This is a genomic window from Paraburkholderia caffeinilytica (assembly GCF_051027425.1).
Classification (GTDB): Bacteria; Pseudomonadota; Gammaproteobacteria; order Burkholderiales; family Burkholderiaceae; genus Paraburkholderia; species Paraburkholderia caffeinilytica_A.
In genome coordinates this window covers 3,387,833-3,405,697 of the sequence record NZ_CP186552.1, presented here as the reverse complement: position 1 = coordinate 3,405,697, position 17,865 = coordinate 3,387,833, and the positions used below count along the sequence as shown (strand labels likewise).

Below are 17,865 nucleotides of genomic sequence, written 5' to 3'. Positions count from 1 at the left end.
CCAGGGTGTTCGCGCCCAGGGTGGCCGGTATAATCCTCGTCACATCGCACGGCTGTCGACACGAGGATTTTGCATATGGACACATCGATTGCCCGCCGTAACATCCTGGCGCGCATCCGCGCGGCGCAAGGGCGCGAGCCTGAACCGTCCGCTTCCGAGCGCGAGGCCGCTGCGGATTATGTGGCGCGCCATCCTCAAGGGCCGCGTCCGGAGATGCCGGCCGATCTGACCACGCGCTTCATCGAAGAAGCGCAGAAAATGGCAACCACGGTCGATACGGTCGGAGCACTGAGCGAGGTGCCTTCCGCCGCACATCGCTATCTCACCGAACACGCTTTGCCGCTGCAGGCTATCGCGTGGCAAACCCTGCAAGATCTGCCATGGGCCGAAGCCGGCCTCAATGTCGAATTCCGCAAGCCCGAAGACGGCGACGTAGTCGGTCTCACCGGCTGCTTCTGCGCGACCGCTGAGACCGGCACACTCGTTCTGCTGTCCGGGCCGGAAACCTATGCATCGGCAGGATTGTTGCCGGAGACGCATATTGCGATCGTGCCGGCTTCGCGCATCGTCTCAGGACATGAAGAGGCGTTCGGGCTGATCCGCAGCGAACGCGGCGAACTGCCACGCGCGGTCAATTTCGTCTCCGGGCCGTCGCGCACCGGGGATATCGAGCAGACTATCGTGCTTGGCGCACATGGGCCTTATCGGGTGCATGTGATCGTCGTACGTGGTGCCTGAGCGCGGCGCGCGCCGGTGCCTCCCCGCGGGGCGCTCGGTCGCCTGCGCTAACAAGGACTTCAAGAATATGAAACGACATGCCGTAGGGTCGAGCATGGTGTTCGCCGCTGCACTGATGCTGGCGGGATGGCCCCAACTGGCCTCGGCGGCCACGCTCGATGGCGCGACATTGTCGGCATTGTGGGGCTTGCCGTTTGCGGGCGTGTTGTTGTCGATCGCGGTGTTTCCGCTGGTCGCGCCGGCATTCTGGCATCACCATTTCGGCAAGATCGCAGCAGCGTGGGCGCTGCTCTTCCTGCTGCCGTTTGCGCTTACTTTCGGCACCGGCGTCGCATTCGGAACGTTGGTGCACGCGGTGCTCGAAGAATACATTCCGTTCATCGTGCTGCTGACGGCGCTTTATACGGTCGCGGGCGGCATCTGCGTGCGCGGCAATCTGCACGGCACGCCGCGCCTGAACACCGCGATTCTCGCGCTGGGTACCTTACTGGCCAGCATCATGGGCACGACCGGTGCGGCGATGCTGCTGATCCGTCCATTGCTGCGCGCCAACGACAACCGCAAGCACGTCGTTCACGTGGTGGTGTTCTTCATCTTTCTGGTGGCAAACGCGGGCGGCTCGCTGTCGCCGCTCGGCGACCCGCCGCTCTTTCTCGGTTTTCTGCAGGGCGTCAGTTTTTTCTGGACCACCACGCATCTGGCGTTGCCGATGCTGTTCGTTTGCGTCGTGCTGCTGGCCGCGTTCTATGCACTGGACTCGTACTATTTTCATCGGCGTGAAGAAGAGCGCTCGCGCTTTCTCGATCCGACGCCGGATACGCCACCGCTGGGTATCGACGGCAAGATCAACTTCGTGCTTCTCGCTGCTGTGATCGCGCTGGTTCTGATGAGCGGGTTCTGGAAGTCGGACGTCGTAGTCGACGTTTTCGGTACGCACGTTGCGTTGCAAAATGCGGTGCGCGATATTGCGCTGATCGGCGTCACCTTGCTCTCGCTGGCCTTGACGCCGCGTGCGGCACGCGCGGGCAATGACTTCAACTGGGCGCCGATCGAAGAGGTCGCCAAACTGTTCGCCGGCATCTTCGTGACGATCGCGCCGGTCATCACGATCCTGCGTGCCGGCGAGGCGGGCGCGTTCGCGGGCATCGTCCATCTGGTCAATCCGGCCGGCCAGCCGCACGATCTGATGTACTTCTGGGCGACCGGCCTGCTATCGTCGTTTCTCGACAATGCGCCGACCTACCTGGTGTTCTTCAACCTGGCCGGCGGCGACGCGCAGACGCTGATGACCGCCGGCGCCACCACGCTCGCGGCGATCTCGGCCGGGGCGGTGTTCATGGGCGCCAATACCTATATCGGCAATGCGCCGAACTTCATGGTGAAAGCGATTGCGGAGTCGCGTGGCGTTCGGATGCCGAGCTTTTTCGCGTATCTCGGCTGGTCGGTCGTGGTGCTGATTCCGCTGTTTCTCGTCACCGGCTGGTTGTTTTTCTGACGCCTGACTTGATGTTTCTTTGACGCCGAGGCAATTGAACTCGACGCGCTATCCGGAGAATTGCAATGCAGAAGATCCTCGTCGCCCGTCCGATCTTTCCCGATGTGATCGAGCGGCTTAAACAGTATTTCGACGTCGATTGGCACCAGGGCGACGTGTTGCCCGCCGACGAGCTGACGCGGCGTCTCGCGGATAAAGACGGCGCGCTGACCGCGGGCGACCCGGTCGGCGCGGCGGCGCTCGCAGCGGCGCCGCGTTTGCGCGTGGTGTCGAACATGGCGGTGGGCTACAACAATTTCGACATGGCCGCATTCAACGCGGCGAACGTACTCGGCACCAACACGCCGGACGTGCTGAACGAATCGACCGCCGATTTCGGCTGGGCGCTGATGATGGCCGCGGCGCGCCGTATCGCCGAATCGGAGCACTGGCTGCGCGCGGGCAAATGGCAGAAGTGGACCTATGACGGCTTTCTCGGCACCGACCTGTACGGCTCGACACTCGGCGTGATCGGCATGGGCCGGATCGGGCAGGCGCTCGCGCGTCGCGCGAAGGGTTTCAACATGCAGGTGATCTATCACAACCGTTCGCGTGTTGCGCCGGAGATTGAGGCGGAGTTGGACGCGCAATACGTGTCGAAGCAGGAGCTGCTGCAACGCGCCGATCATGTGGTGCTCGTCTTGCCGTACACGAAGGAAAACCATCACACGATCGGCGCGGCCGAACTCGCGCAGATGAAGCCGACCGCGACGCTTACCAACATCGCACGCGGCGGCATCGTCGACGATGCGGCGCTGGTCGAAGCGCTGCGCACGAAGCAGATCGCAGCAGCCGGGCTGGATGTGTACGAAGGCGAGCCGAATCTGAACCCGGCGCTGCTGACCGTGCCGAATGTCGTGCTGACGCCGCACATTGCCAGTGCGACTGAAGCCACGCGCCGCGCCATGGCGAACCTTGCTGCGGACAATCTGATCGCAGCGCTGGGTGAAGGTCCGTGCGCCGGCCGGCCGCCGAATCCGATCAACCCCGAGGTCATCGGCAAGGCGCGTTCATGACAATGATTCTGGTGGCGGCCGTTGCAGTGCTGGCGGTCGCCTTGGTCATCGCGTTGGCGTTGCTGATGCGCGGCCATAGCCGCGCTGACGAAAGCGCGCAGTTCGAGATGCTGAGCGAGCGTATCGACGCAGCGGCGGACGCGCAGTCGCACGCTTATGAGCGGCTCGAGCGGCAACTGCGCAATGACATCACCGAAACGGCGCGCGTGTCGCGTACCGAGCAGAGCAGTGGGTTTGCGCACTTTCAGCAAACGCTGGCATCGCAATTCAGCAGTATGACGACGGTGCAGGGCGGCAAGATCGACGGCTTCGCGCAGCAACTCGACGCGGTGCGTCACAGCCTGCAGCAGCAGGCGCAGCAGGCACGCGATGAGCAGGGACGCACGCTCAAGCAGTTCGGCGAAACGCTGACCTTGCAACTGGGCCAGCTTACCGAGGCGAACGATCGCCGCTTCGCCGAAGTGCGTGCGACCATCGAGCAGCGGCTGAAAGACATCGAGGCGAATAACTCGGTCAAGCTCGAAGAAATGCGCCGCACCGTCGACGAAAAATTGCACGCCACGCTCGAACAACGTCTGGGCGAATCGTTCAAGCTGGTGTCCGACCGGCTGGAGCAGGTGCATCGTGGTCTCGGTGAGATGCAGACGCTGGCTGCGGGCGTCGGCGATCTGAAGAAGGTCCTGACTAATGTCAAGACGCGCGGCACATGGGGCGAAGTGCAGCTCGAAGCGTTGCTCGAACAACTGCTCACCGCGGATCAATACGCGAAGAACGTCGCGACGGTGCCAAAGAGCGCCGATCGCGTCGAATTCGCAATCAAACTGCCGGGCCGTGCTGACGTGAGTGGTCCTGCCACGCCGGTCTGGTTGCCGATCGACGCCAAGTTCCCGCGCGAAGACTACGAGCGGCTGATCGAGGCTCAGGAGCGCGCCGATCCGGTTGCGGTGGAGGAGGCGTCGCGTGCGCTCGAAGCGCGGATACGCGCCGAAGCGCGCACGATAGCCGAGAAGTATGTGTCACCGCCGCACACGACCGATTTCGCGCTGTTATTCCTGCCGACCGAAGGCCTGTACGCGGAAGTTCTGCGTCGACCAGGCCTGACAGATCTGCTGCAACGCGACTATCGCGTGACGATTGCCGGTCCGACCACGCTCACCGCCTTGCTCAATAGTTTGCAGATGGGATTCCGCACACTGGCGATCGAGAAGCGGTCGAGCGAAGTCTGGCAAGTGCTCGGCGCGGTGAAAACGGAGTTCGGCAAATTCGGCGACGTGCTGGCCAAGACCAAGGCACAGCTTGAAACCGTCACGCGTTCGATCGAAGCCGCGGAAACGCGCACTCGCGTCATGAATCGCAAGCTGCGTGACGTCGAGGCATTGCCGGGTGAAGAGGCGAGCGGGTTGCTCGGCGATGCCCTGACTGGCGTGGATCCCGACGAGCAGTAGTGCTGGACGAGGTTGTCTGGACTGATTTTGCGCGATGCTGCCGATCGGGCGCAAGGGCGCGCCGGGTCTGGTGAACTGAAGCACCGAAGCACGAGCCCGGATACCGGGCCGCGGCTCAAACTCAGGAAACGGCTCCTGCAGCCACCCGTTCCAGCGCTTCGCCCGTCAGGCGCACGACACGCCAGTCCGGCATCACCGTCGCGCCCATCTTTTCGTAGAAGTTAATGGCCTGTTTGTTCCAGTCGAGCACGGTCCATTCGAATCGTCCGCATTGCCGCTCCACCGCCAGCGCCGCCAGCCGGGCGATCAATGCTGAGCCCAGGCCGCTGCCGCGTTGGCTCGGCTGCACGTAGACATCTTCGAGATACAACCCGCGCTTGCCGACGAAGCTCGAGTAATTGTGGAAGAACAGCGCATACCCGACGAGGCGTCCTTCGCTTTCCGCCACCAGCGCTTCGATCGAAGGCCGCGCACCGAACAGGGCGTCATGCAAACCTTCTTCGGTCGCGACGAATACGTGCGTGAGGCTTTCGAATTCGGCCAGCTCGTACGTCAACGCGAAGATTGCGCCCGTATCCGCCGGCGTCGCGGCGCGGATCGTCGCGGTCATTACGCTTCTTCCGGCGCGTCGGTCAGGTGGATTTCGATACCGCCAAAGCGCGACGCGACCCAGTTGTACGCGTGGCATGCAATCCACAGCAGGATGAAGCCGAGAATCGCGTTCAGCAGCAGCGCGCTGAACACCGTGCTCAGTTCGACCGAACCGTAGCGAATGAACGCCACCAGTACGCCGAGCAGCACGATCGGCACCGAGAATGTCAGGTACACGAGGATAAGCGCTTTGGCCGTCTGTCCCGGTGCAATGAACGAGATCTGTTTTTTCATGTAAGTCAAACCCGTGTGTCGTAGTGGTAATGGGTAAAGCTGCAACGGAAGCGTTCAGTCAGGCGTCAGATGAGACCGTCGAACAGCATGATATCGACGTGCTCGCCCTCGGCAATATCGGCTTCATCGTGCCCGAGAACGATGAAACAATTGGCTTCGCTCATCGAGCTCAGCACGCCGGAGCTTTGCGAGCCGGTTGGCGTGACATGCCATTGGCCATGTGCATCCTGCTCGGCGACGCCGCGCTGGTACTCGGTACGCCCGGCGCGTTTACGGATGATCTGGCGGCTGGCGGCGCGAAAGACCGGCAGAGCCTGCGGCGTTGCGCCCGACATCAGCAGCAGCGCCTCGCGCACGATCTGGTAGAACGTCACCATTACGGCCACGGGATTGCCCGGCAAGCCGAAGAATAGCGCGGGCAGCCCGAGGCCCGGATGATTGCCGGACCAGACGCGCCCAAAAGCGAGCGGCCGCCCTGGGCGCATTGCGAGACTCCAGAAGGCGACATCGCCGAATGTCTGCAGCAATTGCTTGGTGAAATCCGCCTCGCCGACCGAGACCCCGCCGGAGGTCAACACCACGTCGGCGCTGGCTGCGGCGCTGCGCAATGCCGCCTCGAGCGCGGCGGGTTCGTCGCGCACCACACCGAGATCGAGCGTATCCATGTTCAGGCGCCGGAGCATCGCAAACAGCGTGTAGCGATTGCTGTCGTACACCGAACCTGGGTCGAGCGGCTCGCCGAGCGAGCGCAATTCGTCGCCGGTTGAGAAAAACGCGACGCGCAAGCGCCGCCGTACGTTGACTTCGCCAATGCCGAGCGAAGCCAGCAAACCGAGGTCCGACGCGCGCATGATGCGGCCGGCACGGAGCGCGGCATGGCCGCGGGCAAGGTCTTCGCCGGCGAGGCGCCGGTTGGCGCCGCCCCGCAAGGCGTTGGCCGCAAAACGGATCGAGGCGGAATCGGCGCTGCGCTCGACAAGCTCCTGCGGCACGACGGTATCGCAGTCAGCCGGCATGCAGGCGCCCGTCATGACGCGTACACATTGCGTCGTGTTCACGCGGCCCGCGAACGGGTGACCGGCCAGTGCTTTGCCGACGATCGCCAAATCGATCGCAGGCTCATGCGTTGCCAATGCCGCGCCGTTGAACGCGTAGCCGTCCATGGCCGAATTGTCGTGCGACGGGACGTCGATCGGCGAGACGATGTCGGCTGCCAGCACGCGATCGAGCGCGTCGCGCAAGGGCACGCGTTCGACCGCCGTGACGGGCGTTGCCCATTGGCGAACGATCGCCTGGGCAGCCGAAACGGGTAGCGCGTGAGGATCGTACTGCGCGACGCAGCGGGAAAATTCGTTAAGCGTGGTCATGAAGGGCTGGGCGTCGCGACCGGTGGCGGGCGCGGCTGCTGCCGTGCGGCCGGAGCGGGATTTCAACCGGGGCCTCAGTAACGCTCGAGGTCGGCGAGTTCTTGTAACGAATTGATATTGTAAAACGCGCGCTCGTCGGTAAAGGCGACTTCGACCGTCTTGTGGCGCGCGTACCACGCGCGGACCTTGCGCTCGCCGGCTTCCAGAAAGGCCGCCAGGTCGTCCGCGAGACGCGTGCGCAGCAACGCGAAGACGGGGTGGAGCGAAACATGGCCCGCGGCGTCGGTGGTCGTGACGGTGGCGATGTCGGCCTGATTCGAATCGAGTGCCTGCGCGAGCAGGGCGGCGAGTTCGACCGGCAGTCCGGGGGTGTCGCATGGCGCGCTTAGCACGTACGCGGTGCCGGCCGCGCGCAACCCGGTGAGCAGGCCTGCCAGCGGTCCGGGAAAGCCGGGCAGGGTATCGGCAAGCACCTTGGCGCCGAACGGCGCACCCAGTGCCGTGTAGACCTCAGGGTGGCGATTGGCGCTGATCAGCAGAGCGCCGGTTTGCGGTGCGAGCCGCTTCAGCACATGGGCGGCGAGCGGCTCGCCGTGCAGCGTTTGCAGTCCCTTGTCGACACCGCCCATGCGCATGCCGCGTCCGCCCGCGAGGACCAGACCGGTGATGTGTTCGCGTGCGGGGTTCATGGGCTCGCTCGGCCGCCTAGCCGCCGATATACGACATTTCCACGCGGCGGCCATCGTGCTCGCGCGGCGCGGCGGCGCTGCTGCCGCGCAATTGCGAATAGCGGTCGCTGCGGTCTTGCCAGATTTCGGCGACGGCGGTGGCGATATCGGCGTCGCTCGCGCCGTTACGCAGCAAGGCGCGCAGATCATGACCGGACGACGCGAACAGGCACAGGTACAGCTTGCCCTCGGTCGACAGCCGTGCACGCGTGCAACTGCCGCAAAACGCGCGTGTCACGCTCGAAATCACACCGATCTCGCCGCCGCCGTCCACGTAACCCCAGCGCTGGGCGGTTTCGGCTGCGCTGTGCGCTTCGAGCGGCGCGAGCGGGAAATGCTCGGCGATGCGCGTCACGACGTCGGCGGAAGGCAGCACTTCGGTCATGTTCCAGCCGTTCGAGGTGCCCACATCCATGTACTCGATAAAGCGCAGCACCGTGCCGGTGCCTTTGAAATGACGCGCCATCGGCACGATTTCGCTGTCGTTGGTGCCGCGCTTGACGACCATGTTGACCTTCACCGGCGCAAGCCCCACCGCGTGGGCCGCGGCGATTCCGTCCAGCACGTCGGCGACTGCGAAGTCGGCGTCGTTCATGCGACGAAACAGGCTGTCGTCGAGCGCGTCGAGACTGACCGTCACGCGAGTCAGGCCGGCGTCTTTCAGACTGCGCGCTTTGCGCTCCAGCAGCGAGCCGTTGGTGGTCAGCGTCAGATCGAGCGGGCGGCCCTCCGGTGTGCTGAGTTGCGCAAGCCGTTCGATCAGGAATTCCAGATTTTTGCGCAGCAGCGGCTCGCCACCCGTAAGACGGATTTTTTCGACGCCGTGGGCGACGAACAGCCGCGCGAGCCGTTCGATTTCTTCGAAACTGAGCAGTGCGCTATGCGGCAGGAACGCGTAATCCTTGTCGAACACCGCACGCGGCATGCAGTAGACGCAGCGGAAATTGCAGCGATCCGTCACCGAGATGCGCAGGTCGCGTAGCGGACGCGCCAGCGTGTCGTGCAGCGCGCCACTGGGCGCCTGCACGGGGCCGGTAATGACCGGTACCGCGCTGAGATCGGCAACAGGGATGATGCGTCGGGACATGAATTGCTTCGCTTGATGCTTCGTTTCGGGCTGCTTAGGTGCCGCCTGGAGGCTGCTTCAGTGTTGCGATCGCTGCTGCGCCTCGCGCTGCGACTGGAACCTGGATCTTCATTCTAGCGGAAATGCATCCGGCGGCTGACCGCCACCGGACGCCGTCCGGGTATACGGGGAGTGGCATACAGCCCGCGATCGGGCGAGCGCGGTGGCGTCCATAAAACAAAAAGCCCGCCGGTGAGGGCGGGCTTTTTGCGTGGCGGCGGTTTGCTTATTGCGGGTGCTTACCGGTTTCCACCATTTGCATCGGTGCCGTTTCGAGCGGCGGCAACGCCTTCCGCTCGCGACCGACGCGAACCGGCTTGGCCGCTTGCGCAGCAGCTTCCTGCGCGGCTCGCAGCTTGTCGGCGTCGGTGTTCACCCAGACGAGACCGGCTTGTTCCAGCACCGGCTTCAGGGCTTCCGCCGATACACCGGCACTACGCGGCGCTTGCGGCGCAGCAACTGCAACGGGCGCCGACTCGACTGCCGCCGGTTCAACGACCGCTTCAACTGCCGGTGCGACCGATGCAACGACGGGTTGCGCTTCGAAGATATCGGCTTGTCGCGCCGGCTGGGCGGCCGGTGCTTCGACCACTGCTGCCGGGGCCACGGTTTCCACCGGAGCCGGTGCGGCTTGCGCTTCAACCACCGGAGCAACTGCTGGCGTTTCGACCCGTGCTTCCACAGGGGTTTCAACCCGGGCTTCAACCGGGGTTTCAAAGCGAGCGACCGGTTCGACGAGCGAAACCGTCTCGCTGGCGGCCGGCGCAGCTTGCGCGGCTTCGACCGGCGCGGCAGCGGCTTGCGCCACCGGCGCTTCCACTGCCTGTTCGACCGCAACCGGTGCCGCCGGCGCTTCTGCGACCGGCACAACCGTTTCAGTCTTCACAGCCTTCTCGACGGCCAGAGCCGGCGTTTCGGCGACAGCATGCAGTTCGCTGACGACAGCGGTTTGCGTCGCAACAGCAGCGACCACCACTTCCACCGGCTTAACAGCAGGCGCTTCGTTGACTTCAGCCTTGTGCTCGACCGGTTGATGCGCAACGCGCACCGGTGCTTCGTCGGTCACATTGGCGTTGTCGCCTTCAGCTTCCGCGACGTCCGCAGCCAGGTTGCCGTTCACGTCTTCTTCACGCTCACGACGGCCACCACGACGGCCGCGACGGCGACGGCGACGCTCTTCACCATCACGCGCAACTGCTTCCTGATCCACCGGCGCACCGTTTTCGCCCAAGGCGGTCTGGTTTTGCGCCAGTTCTTCCGCGGTTTGTGCGTCGTTCTGCGTCAGTGCCTCTGCTGCTTCGGGCTGCTGCTTGCGGCGTTCGCCGCGTTCAGCACGCTCGCCACGCTCACGGCGTTCGCCACGTTCGCCGCGCGGTGCGCCCTCGACGGTTTCCGCACGGTCGTTGCCACGATTGTCGCGGTCACGGTTTTCGCGACCCTCGCGACCTTCACGCGGCTCACGAGCCTCGCGCGGTTCACGGCCTTCGCGTGCCTCACGCGGTTCACGCTGCTCACGGTTAGCACGCGGCTCGCGCGATTCACGTGCTTCACGCGGCTCACGACCTTCGCGTGCTTCACGGCCCTCACGCGGTTCGCGCTCCTCGCGACGCGACGGTTGCTGACCTTGAGCCTGACGGCCGCCGGTCGTGCCTTCGCCACGGCCCGCTGCATCACGGCCGCCAGCACCGCCACGGCGATTGCGGTTGCGATCGCCGCCGCGTTCGCCGGTGCGCTCACCGCGCTCAGTGCGTTCGCCGCGTTGCGGACGCGTCTGCTTGTCGGTCGCAGCCGGCGCGACAGGCGCCGGTGCGGCCGGCTGCACGCCGAACAGATTCTTCAACCAGCCGATAAAGCCGCCGCCGGCCGGTGTGACCGCTACCGGAGCCGGGGTTGCCGCCGGACGGACCGGCGCGCTCGGGGCCGGCTTCTCAGGCGTGATGCCCTTGACCGCGGCTTCCTGCTTCGGCTTCACTTCTTCAGCGCGCTTGCTGTAACCGGTTTCCGATTCCAGTTCGCGGGCTGCTTCTTCGGCCATCTTCCACGAAGCACGCGGCTCGTCGAGGCGCGCATCGTCGTGACGCAGGCGTTCGAGCTTGTAATGCGGCGTGTCGAGGTGCTTGTTCGGGATCAGAACGACGTTGACCTTGAAGCGCGATTCGATCTTGTTGATTTCGGCTCGCTTTTCGTTCAACAGGAAGGCGGTCACTTCGACCGGCACCTGGCAATGGATCGCCGCGGTGTTTTCCTTCATCGCTTCTTCCTGAATGATCCGCAGCACTTGCAGCGCGGACGATTCGGTATCGCGGATGTGGCCCGTGCCGTTACAGCGCGGGCAGGTCACGTGGCTGCCTTCCGACAAAGCCGGGCGCAGACGTTGACGCGACAGTTCCATCAGGCCGAAGCGCGAGATCTTGCCCATCTGGACGCGCGCACGGTCGTGCTTCAACGCGTCTTTCAGGCGTTGCTCGACTTCACGCTGGCTCTTGGCCGATTCCATGTCGATGAAGTCGATCACGATCAGACCGCCCAGGTCGCGCAGGCGCAACTGGCGGGCTACTTCGTCGGCGGCTTCGAGGTTGGTGCGTGCAGCCGTTTCCTCAATGTCCGCGCCCTTGGTGGCGCGCGCCGAGTTCACGTCGATCGCGACGAGAGCTTCCGTGTGGTCGATCACGATGGCGCCGCCCGAAGGCAACGGTACCGTGCGCGAATACGCGGTTTCGATCTGGTGTTCAATCTGGAAGCGCGAGAAGAGCGGCACGTCGTCGTGATACCGCTTCACCTTGCTGACATTGTCCGGCATCACGATATCCATGAAGGCGCGAGCCTGGTCATGGATTTCTGTGGTGTCGATCAGGATTTCGCCGATATCCGGCTGGAAATAGTCACGAATCGCGCGAATAACGAGGCTCGATTCGAGATAAATCAGCATCGGCTGGCCGCTCGAACCGCTTTGCGACGCGGCTTCGATGGCGCGCCACAGTTGCATCAGGTAGTTCAGGTCCCACTGCAGCTCTTCGGCGCTGCGGCCAATACCGGCTGTGCGCGCGATGATGCTCATGCCTTCCGGCAATTGCAGTTGCGCCATGGTTTCGCGCAGTTCCTGGCGGTCGTCGCCTTCGATCCGGCGCGATACGCCGCCGCCGCGCGGGTTGTTCGGCATCAGAACGAGATACCGGCCGGCGAGCGAAATGAAGGTGGTGAGGGCTGCGCCCTTGTTGCCGCGCTCTTCCTTTTCGACCTGAACGATCAGTTCCTGGCCTTCACGGAGCGCGTCCTGGATGCGCGCGGAGCGCATGTCGACGCCGTCGCGGAAATACTGGCGGGCGACTTCCTTGAACGGCAAAAAGCCGTGGCGGTCTTCGCCGTAGTTGACGAAGCAGGCTTCGAGCGAGGGCTCGATGCGGGTAATGATGCCCTTGTAAATATTGCCTTTGCGCTGTTCGCGCCCGGCGGTTTCGATGTCGATATCGATGAGTTTTTGCCCATCGACGATGGCGACGCGCAGTTCTTCCTGCTGCGTCGCGTTGAACAACATTCGTTTCATTGAACGGCTCCAGGCGGCTTAGCTAACCCTCGGCTGCGCGGTTGTCAGTCGCGAGAGCCAGGAGGGCAGCGGCATGCCGCGCCTTATTGTGTTTTCACAAGCACGCTGGAGCGGGAAAAATGGCGGGAGAATTGCCTGAGAGGGCCCCGTCCCATTGAAAAATGGGCACGGTGCCGCAGGGCACATGCGAACACGGCTTCAAATAACGACCCGACACGCCGCGGGTTCTGCCAGCAGACCTTCATAAGCCATTCGTCCACTCGCGCCGGTGCGCCAACTGGGCGCGTGACCGGAGGGTCGAAGGCTGCGGTCATGCCGCAACGGGAAGTTCGCGCAGTCGGCGCGTCTTTTCTCGCTGGGGGTGTCTCGCCTCATTTTGACGTCGCCATGTCTTGTATTTTCTACAAGACGCCTCGGGCGCACGCCGTATTTTCGCAACTCGCAGCTTCGTATAACAGGGTGTCTGACCGCGCGATACTGAAGCTGAAAGTTAAATTCTTTTTTACCAAAATTCCGTTACCGTCGAAGCTGACCTTGACCGAACGCGCCTGTGGGCGCCGTCCCTGCCGGGCACTGACTTCGTGCGTGCAACATGTTGCATCTCATTTTCAGGGTGAGCAACCAGACCCCGGCGCAAGTAAAATAACGGTTTATCGCTTGCGCCTGTGCAATCCGCCCGAATTCCGGACACTGCGCCGGCCGCCGCAGACTGCTGGGCAAATTATATTCATAATGAAAGAGTTAGGCAAAATATCCCAGAAATCGGTCGCAAGCGACCAGGTCTCGATGATCGAGATCGACGACAGTGCGGCCGGACAGCGCATTGACAACTTCCTCCTGCGCGTCTGCAAGGGCGTCCCAAAAAGCCATATTTACCGCATCCTGCGCAGCGGAGAGGTGCGTGTAAATAAGGGGCGGATAGACGCGCAGTACCGTCTCGAGCTGGGCGACCTGGTGCGTGTGCCGCCCATTCGCGTCGCTCAACCGAACGAGGCGATTGCTCAGGCGCCGGTGCCGGGCGCCGATTTCAAAATTATTTTTGAAGACGAGCACATGCTCGTGATCGACAAACCGGCCGGCGTGGCGGTCCACGGTGGCAGCGGTGTCGCGTTCGGTGTGATCGAGCAGATGCGTGAGGCGCGCCCGCAGGCGAAATTCCTCGAATTGGTGCATCGGCTGGATCGCGAGACCTCCGGTATTCTGATGCTTGCCAAGAAGCGCACCGCGCTGGTCAATCTGCATGAGCAGATTCGCGAGAACAAGATGGATAAGCGCTACTATGCGTGCGTTCATGGCGAATGGGCGAGCGACTGGGGCCGCCGCCGCGCGGTCAAGGAGCCGCTGCACAAGTATTTGACCGCGGACGGCGAACGGCGTGTGCGCGTCCAGGCCGACGGCCTCGCCTCGCACACGGTCTTCAATCTGATCGACCGCTGGCCGGAATATGCGCTGCTCGAGGCGGAACTGAAGACCGGCCGCACGCATCAGATTCGCGTCCATCTGCAGCATCTGGAACTGCCGATTGTCGGCGATGCCAAATATGGCGACTTTGCGCTGAACAAGGCGCTGGCCCGCGCCAACGCCAAGCCTGGCCTGAAGCGCATGTTCCTGCACGCCTACCGTCTCAAGCTGACGCATCCGGCAACCGGCGCGCCCGTGCAGTTCGAGGCACCGCTGCCGGCCGAATGCCGCAGTTTCGTGGCGCAGCTCAATGAATTACGTGAATCACAAAATGGGTCAAACCCGGAGACGACACCGCATGGCTAGAGAGCAATTTGATCTGATCGTCTTCGACTGGGACGGAACGCTGATGGATTCGACCGCGCACATCACGCGCAGCATCCAGTCGGCCTGCCGCGATCTCGGTCTGCCGGTTCCCGCCGACGAGGCCGCCAGTTATGTGATCGGCCTCGGCTTGCGCGACGCGCTGCAAATCGCCGCCCCCACGCTCGATCCGGCCGATTACCCGCGTCTGGCGGAGCGCTACCGCTTCCATTATTTAGTGAAGGACCAGACCACCGAACTGTTCGTCGGCGTGCGCGAGATGTTGCAGGAATTGCGCGATCAGGGGTATTTGCTGGCCGTGGCGACCGGCAAGAGCCGCGTCGGGCTGAACCGCGCGCTCGATCAATCGCGGCTGACGAGCCTGTTCGACGGCACCCGTTGTGCGGACGAAACCTTCTCGAAGCCGCATCCCGCGATGCTGCACGAACTGACGCGTGAACTGGGGCAGGATCCGGCGCGCACAGTGATGGTCGGCGATACGACTCACGATCTGCAGATGGCGATCAATGCGGGTGTTGCCGGCATCGGTGTCACATACGGCGCGCATCCTGCCGGTTCGTTGACGGCGTTGTCGCCGAAATTCGTCGCGTCGAGCATCAGCGATCTGTCCGGCTGGCTGCGAGAGAACGCATGAGTACGGGGACGACCGAAGCGGTGGCGCAGGCCGTCCGCATTTGCGGCTCCGAAGAACTGCTCGACGGCGGTGCGGGTGTGCGGCGCGCGGCCACGCTCGGCGGCGCAGACGTGGTGGTATTTTTTGTTCGCTATGATGGCCATGCATACGGCTATTTGAATCGCTGCGCCCACGTGCCGATGGAGCTCGACTGGGCGGAAGGGCAGTTCTTCGAATCGTCCGGTTTATACTTGATGTGCGCTACACATGGCGCGATTTACGCGCCTGATACGGGTAAATGCGTCGGTGGCCCGTGCCGTGGCGGCCGGTTGCGTCCCGTTCAGGTTGACGAGCGGGATACGCCTGAAGGCCGCGCCGTGTTCTGGCTGCCCGATGGCGAACTGCGCCCGGCCGCGCCCTGATTTTTCTCTTCTGCGACTTTTCCACTGCATGTCCGACAATTTGACTCCCGAACCGAAGGAACCGTCCCTGACAGGCCGCCCCCGCACGCCTGCCGATGAGCCGGGCTGGGAGCGCGCCGCGCTCGAGCGCATTGCGCTTGCGGCAATCACCGAGCAACGCGCGGCACGGCGCTGGAAGATCTTCTTCCGCTTTGTGTTCCTGGTCGTTGTGCTGGTGGCTATCTGGGGCGTCCTCGACTTCTCCGGCGACAAGGTGTCGACCAGCGGCCGGCATACGGCAATGGTGACGCTTGACGGCGAAATCGCTGCCGATACGAATGCGAACGCCGAAGATGTCAACACCGCATTGGAAAGTGCATTCGACGATGCGGGCACCGCCGGTGTGATTCTGCGCTGTAACAGCCCGGGCGGCAGTCCGGTGCAGGCGGGCATCATCTATAGCGAGATTCGCCGGTTGCGCGCCAAGTATCCGTCGATCCCCCTGTATGTCGTGGTCGGCGACATGTGCGCGTCGGGCGGCTATTACGCGGCTGCGGCGGCGGACAAGATTTACGTGGACAAGGCGAGCATCGTCGGTTCGATTGGCGTGCTGATGGACAGCTTCGGCTTTACTGGCTTGATGGATAAGCTGGGAATCCAGCGTCGCTTGCACACTTCGGGTGAGAACAAGGGCTTTTTCGACCCGTTCTCGCCGGAAACGCCGAAGATGGACGAACATGCGCAGGAGATGCTCGACCAGATCCACACCCAGTTCATCGACGCCGTGCGTGAAGGCCGCGGTAAGCGCCTGCACGAAACGCCGGACATGTTCTCGGGCCTCTTCTGGACGGGGCAGAAGAGCGTCGAACTGGGGCTTGCAGACGGTTTCGGCGACGCGGATTACGTCGCGCGCGACCTCTTCAAGGCGCCGGATATCGTCGATTACACGGTCAAGGAAAGCATTACGGACCGCGTGGCGCGTAAGTTCGGTGCGGCCGTCGGCAGTGGCGCGGTTCACGCGATGGCGCTTGGCGGGAAGATGAGTTTGCGGTGATTCAATACGGAAAAAGCCCCGCGCGATCGAATGTTGATCGCGCGGGGCTTTTTTTGCTGTTGGTTCTACCGCGACCGATCCTGCGAGCCGATCGGTTTGAGCCGCACCGCAGCGGCGGTCAGACGGCGAGGATCAGGAAAATTGCCGGCCGCTTGTGGAGATCGATAGCCGGTTTCTTTTTCCAGTCGGCCACGGTGCGGCTGGCGATGGTTTCCGTTTCCAGCGTCAGATCGACGGCGACGCACACTAGCGTGGACGGCGCGCACGTCGCCAGCAAGGTGTCGAGCAGCGGCTTATTCCGATAGGGCGTTTCGATAAAAATCTGGGTTTGTTTGGCTTTGCGCGACTGCTGTTCAAGGTCGCGCAGACGCTTGGCCCGTTCAGTGGCGTCGACCGGCAGGTAGCCGTGGAACGCAAAACTCTGGCCATTCAGGCCGGAAGCCATCAATGCCAGCAGAATCGAGCTCGGTCCGACAAACGGCACGACTTTCACGCCGCGCTCGTGCGCGCGGCGCACCAGCAGGGCGCCCGGATCGGCGACCGCCGGGCAGCCGGCTTCGGACACCAGGCCAGCATCCGTTCCCGCCAACAAAGGCGCGAGCAGCTTGTCGATCTCGCCAGCCGGCGTGTTGACGTTCAGTTCACGAATCTCGATTTCCTGGATCGGTTTTTCAGTGCCGACTTTCTTCAGGAAAGCGCGGGTGGTTTTCGCGTTTTCGCCGATGTAATAGTTGAGCGACGCCGCGCGGGCGCGCACCGGCGCGGGCAGGACGGCGTCGAGGGCGTCGGCATCGCCTTCGCCGAGCGTGTTAGGGATCAGATACAAGGTGCCGCTCATCACGCCCCCAGAAGTGGGTAACCCACTGCGAGCAGCATGCGCGACAGTGCGATTAATGGCAGGCCGACCAGCGCGGTCGGGTCGTCCGAGTGAATGGCATCAAGCAAGGCGATGCCGAGACCTTCGGATTTGGCGCTGCCGGCGACGTCGTAAGGCGTTTCGGCGCGCAGATAGGCGTCCAGTGCGGCGTCCGGCAGGTCGCGGAATTGCACGCGGGTGATCACGTCGGCGGCCTGCACAGTCCCGGAGCGACTGTCGAACAGGCACAGTGCACTATGGAACAGTACTTCGCGGCCGCGCATCGCCTGCAACTGGGCGAGCGCCTTGTCATGCGTGCCGGGCTTGCCGATCTGCAGGCCGTCGTAGGTGGCAACCTGATCCGAGCCGATGACGAGCGTGGCTTCGCCGGTGCCCAGTTTGTCTGCTGCCGCGCGGGCTTTCGCCTCGGCGAGGCGCAGGGCGGTCACTTCGGGCGTTTCGCCGGCGAACGGCGTCTCGTCGATCGCCGGCACGACGACTTCGAACGGGATGCGCAGGCGCTCGAGCAGCTCGCGGCGATACGGCGAACTCGACGCCAGAATCAGGCGTGGCGGGCGATTGAGGGAATCTGGCATGGTCAACCAACAGCTAGGGAGGCGGGGCGTACGGGGTTGCGCGGAATTCGCGCATGTACGGGCTTAAGTGTTTGACTCGAAAAGACAAAACGGATATGATTTCGGGCTTTTCATCGGTATGCTATTGAGCGAGCGGACCTTTTTCTGAAGTTCGCGGACCTGATTTGCAAACCGTGC

16 protein-coding genes are annotated in these 17,865 nt (G+C 63.4%); 8 read left to right on the top strand and 8 right to left on the bottom strand.

Annotated elements, in window-relative coordinates; genetic code table 11:
• Positions 1 to 75 precede the first annotated feature (75 nt).
• From ACOSV0_RS14970 to ACOSV0_RS14955, 4 genes are all read left to right on the top strand, one after another.
• Positions 76 to 738 (top strand): LutC/YkgG family protein, encoded by a 663-nt coding sequence (locus ACOSV0_RS14970; RefSeq protein WP_434106941.1) that lies wholly within the window; start codon positions 76 to 78, stop codon positions 736 to 738.
• Between the two features lie 67 nt (positions 739 to 805).
• The gene (locus ACOSV0_RS14965; protein ID WP_434106940.1) at positions 806 to 2,233 is read left to right on the top strand and encodes a sodium:proton antiporter; all 1,428 of its coding nucleotides are present in this window, start codon (positions 806 to 808) and stop codon (positions 2,231 to 2,233) included.
• Between the two features lie 65 nt (positions 2,234 to 2,298).
• Positions 2,299 to 3,288 (top strand): 2-hydroxyacid dehydrogenase, encoded by a 990-nt coding sequence (locus ACOSV0_RS14960; protein ID WP_434106939.1) that lies wholly within the window; start codon positions 2,299 to 2,301, stop codon positions 3,286 to 3,288.
• Entirely contained in the window at positions 3,285 to 4,733 is a 1,449-nt protein-coding gene (locus ACOSV0_RS14955; RefSeq protein WP_434106938.1) for a DNA recombination protein RmuC, read from the top strand. The genes ACOSV0_RS14960 and ACOSV0_RS14955 overlap by 4 nt, the downstream gene beginning before the upstream one ends.
• A 121-nt stretch (positions 4,734 to 4,854) precedes the next feature.
• Here the strand turns inward: ACOSV0_RS14955 and ACOSV0_RS14950 are convergent, their stop codons facing one another.
• From ACOSV0_RS14950 to ACOSV0_RS14925, 6 genes are all read right to left on the bottom strand, one after another.
• Positions 4,855 to 5,343: a GNAT family N-acetyltransferase gene (locus ACOSV0_RS14950; protein WP_434106936.1), complete on the bottom strand. Its 489-nt coding sequence runs from the start codon at positions 5,341 to 5,343 to the stop codon at positions 4,855 to 4,857.
• Positions 5,343 to 5,618: a hypothetical protein gene (locus ACOSV0_RS14945; RefSeq protein ID WP_064268466.1), complete on the bottom strand. Its 276-nt coding sequence runs from the start codon at positions 5,616 to 5,618 to the stop codon at positions 5,343 to 5,345. Before ACOSV0_RS14945 ends, ACOSV0_RS14950 begins: the two co-directional genes overlap by 1 nt.
• Before the next feature lie 65 nt (positions 5,619 to 5,683).
• Positions 5,684 to 6,985 (bottom strand): molybdopterin molybdotransferase MoeA, encoded by a 1,302-nt coding sequence (gene moeA, locus ACOSV0_RS14940; RefSeq protein ID WP_434110298.1) that lies wholly within the window; start codon positions 6,983 to 6,985, stop codon positions 5,684 to 5,686.
• A gap of 74 nt (positions 6,986 to 7,059) precedes the next feature.
• Positions 7,060 to 7,674 (bottom strand): molybdenum cofactor guanylyltransferase MobA, encoded by a 615-nt coding sequence (gene mobA / locus ACOSV0_RS14935; RefSeq protein WP_434106935.1) that lies wholly within the window; start codon positions 7,672 to 7,674, stop codon positions 7,060 to 7,062.
• Between the two features lie 16 nt (positions 7,675 to 7,690).
• Entirely contained in the window at positions 7,691 to 8,800 is a 1,110-nt protein-coding gene (gene moaA / locus ACOSV0_RS14930) for a GTP 3',8-cyclase MoaA (RefSeq protein WP_434106934.1), read from the bottom strand.
• A 265-nt stretch (positions 8,801 to 9,065) separates the two neighbouring features.
• Complete coding sequence (locus tag ACOSV0_RS14925; protein ID WP_434106933.1) at positions 9,066 to 12,383, bottom strand: Rne/Rng family ribonuclease; 3,318 nt, start codon at positions 12,381 to 12,383, stop codon at positions 9,066 to 9,068.
• A 732-nt stretch (positions 12,384 to 13,115) separates the two neighbouring features.
• Between ACOSV0_RS14925 and ACOSV0_RS14920 the strand changes: the two genes are divergently transcribed.
• Genes ACOSV0_RS14920 through ACOSV0_RS14905 form a run of 4 tightly spaced genes read left to right on the top strand, consistent with a single transcriptional unit; the run spans position 13,116 to position 16,236 of the window.
• Complete coding sequence (locus tag ACOSV0_RS14920; RefSeq protein ID WP_434110296.1) at positions 13,116 to 14,150, top strand: RluA family pseudouridine synthase; 1,035 nt, start codon at positions 13,116 to 13,118, stop codon at positions 14,148 to 14,150.
• Positions 14,143 to 14,802, top strand: a complete 660-nt coding sequence (locus ACOSV0_RS14915; RefSeq protein WP_434106931.1) for an HAD-IIIA family hydrolase — start codon at positions 14,143 to 14,145, stop codon at positions 14,800 to 14,802. The genes ACOSV0_RS14920 and ACOSV0_RS14915 overlap by 8 nt, the downstream gene beginning before the upstream one ends.
• Positions 14,799 to 15,203, top strand: a complete 405-nt coding sequence (locus tag ACOSV0_RS14910) for a Rieske (2Fe-2S) protein (protein WP_434106930.1) — start codon at positions 14,799 to 14,801, stop codon at positions 15,201 to 15,203. Before ACOSV0_RS14915 ends, ACOSV0_RS14910 begins: the two co-directional genes overlap by 4 nt.
• A 28-nt stretch (positions 15,204 to 15,231) precedes the next feature.
• On the top strand, positions 15,232 to 16,236 hold the full coding sequence (locus tag ACOSV0_RS14905) for a S49 family peptidase (RefSeq protein ID WP_434106929.1): 1,005 nt from the start codon (positions 15,232 to 15,234) through the stop codon (positions 16,234 to 16,236).
• A 118-nt stretch (positions 16,237 to 16,354) separates the two neighbouring features.
• Here the strand turns inward: ACOSV0_RS14905 and ACOSV0_RS14900 are convergent, their stop codons facing one another.
• Positions 16,355 to 17,074, bottom strand: a complete 720-nt coding sequence (locus ACOSV0_RS14900; protein WP_434106928.1) for an SAM-dependent methyltransferase — start codon at positions 17,072 to 17,074, stop codon at positions 16,355 to 16,357.
• Positions 17,074 to 17,688 carry a Maf-like protein gene (locus tag ACOSV0_RS14895; RefSeq protein ID WP_434106927.1) on the bottom strand — a complete coding sequence of 205 codons (615 nt, stop codon included), beginning with the start codon at positions 17,686 to 17,688 and terminating at the stop codon, positions 17,074 to 17,076. The genes ACOSV0_RS14900 and ACOSV0_RS14895 overlap by 1 nt, the downstream gene beginning before the upstream one ends.
• Positions 17,689 to 17,865: the final 177 nt, after the last annotated feature.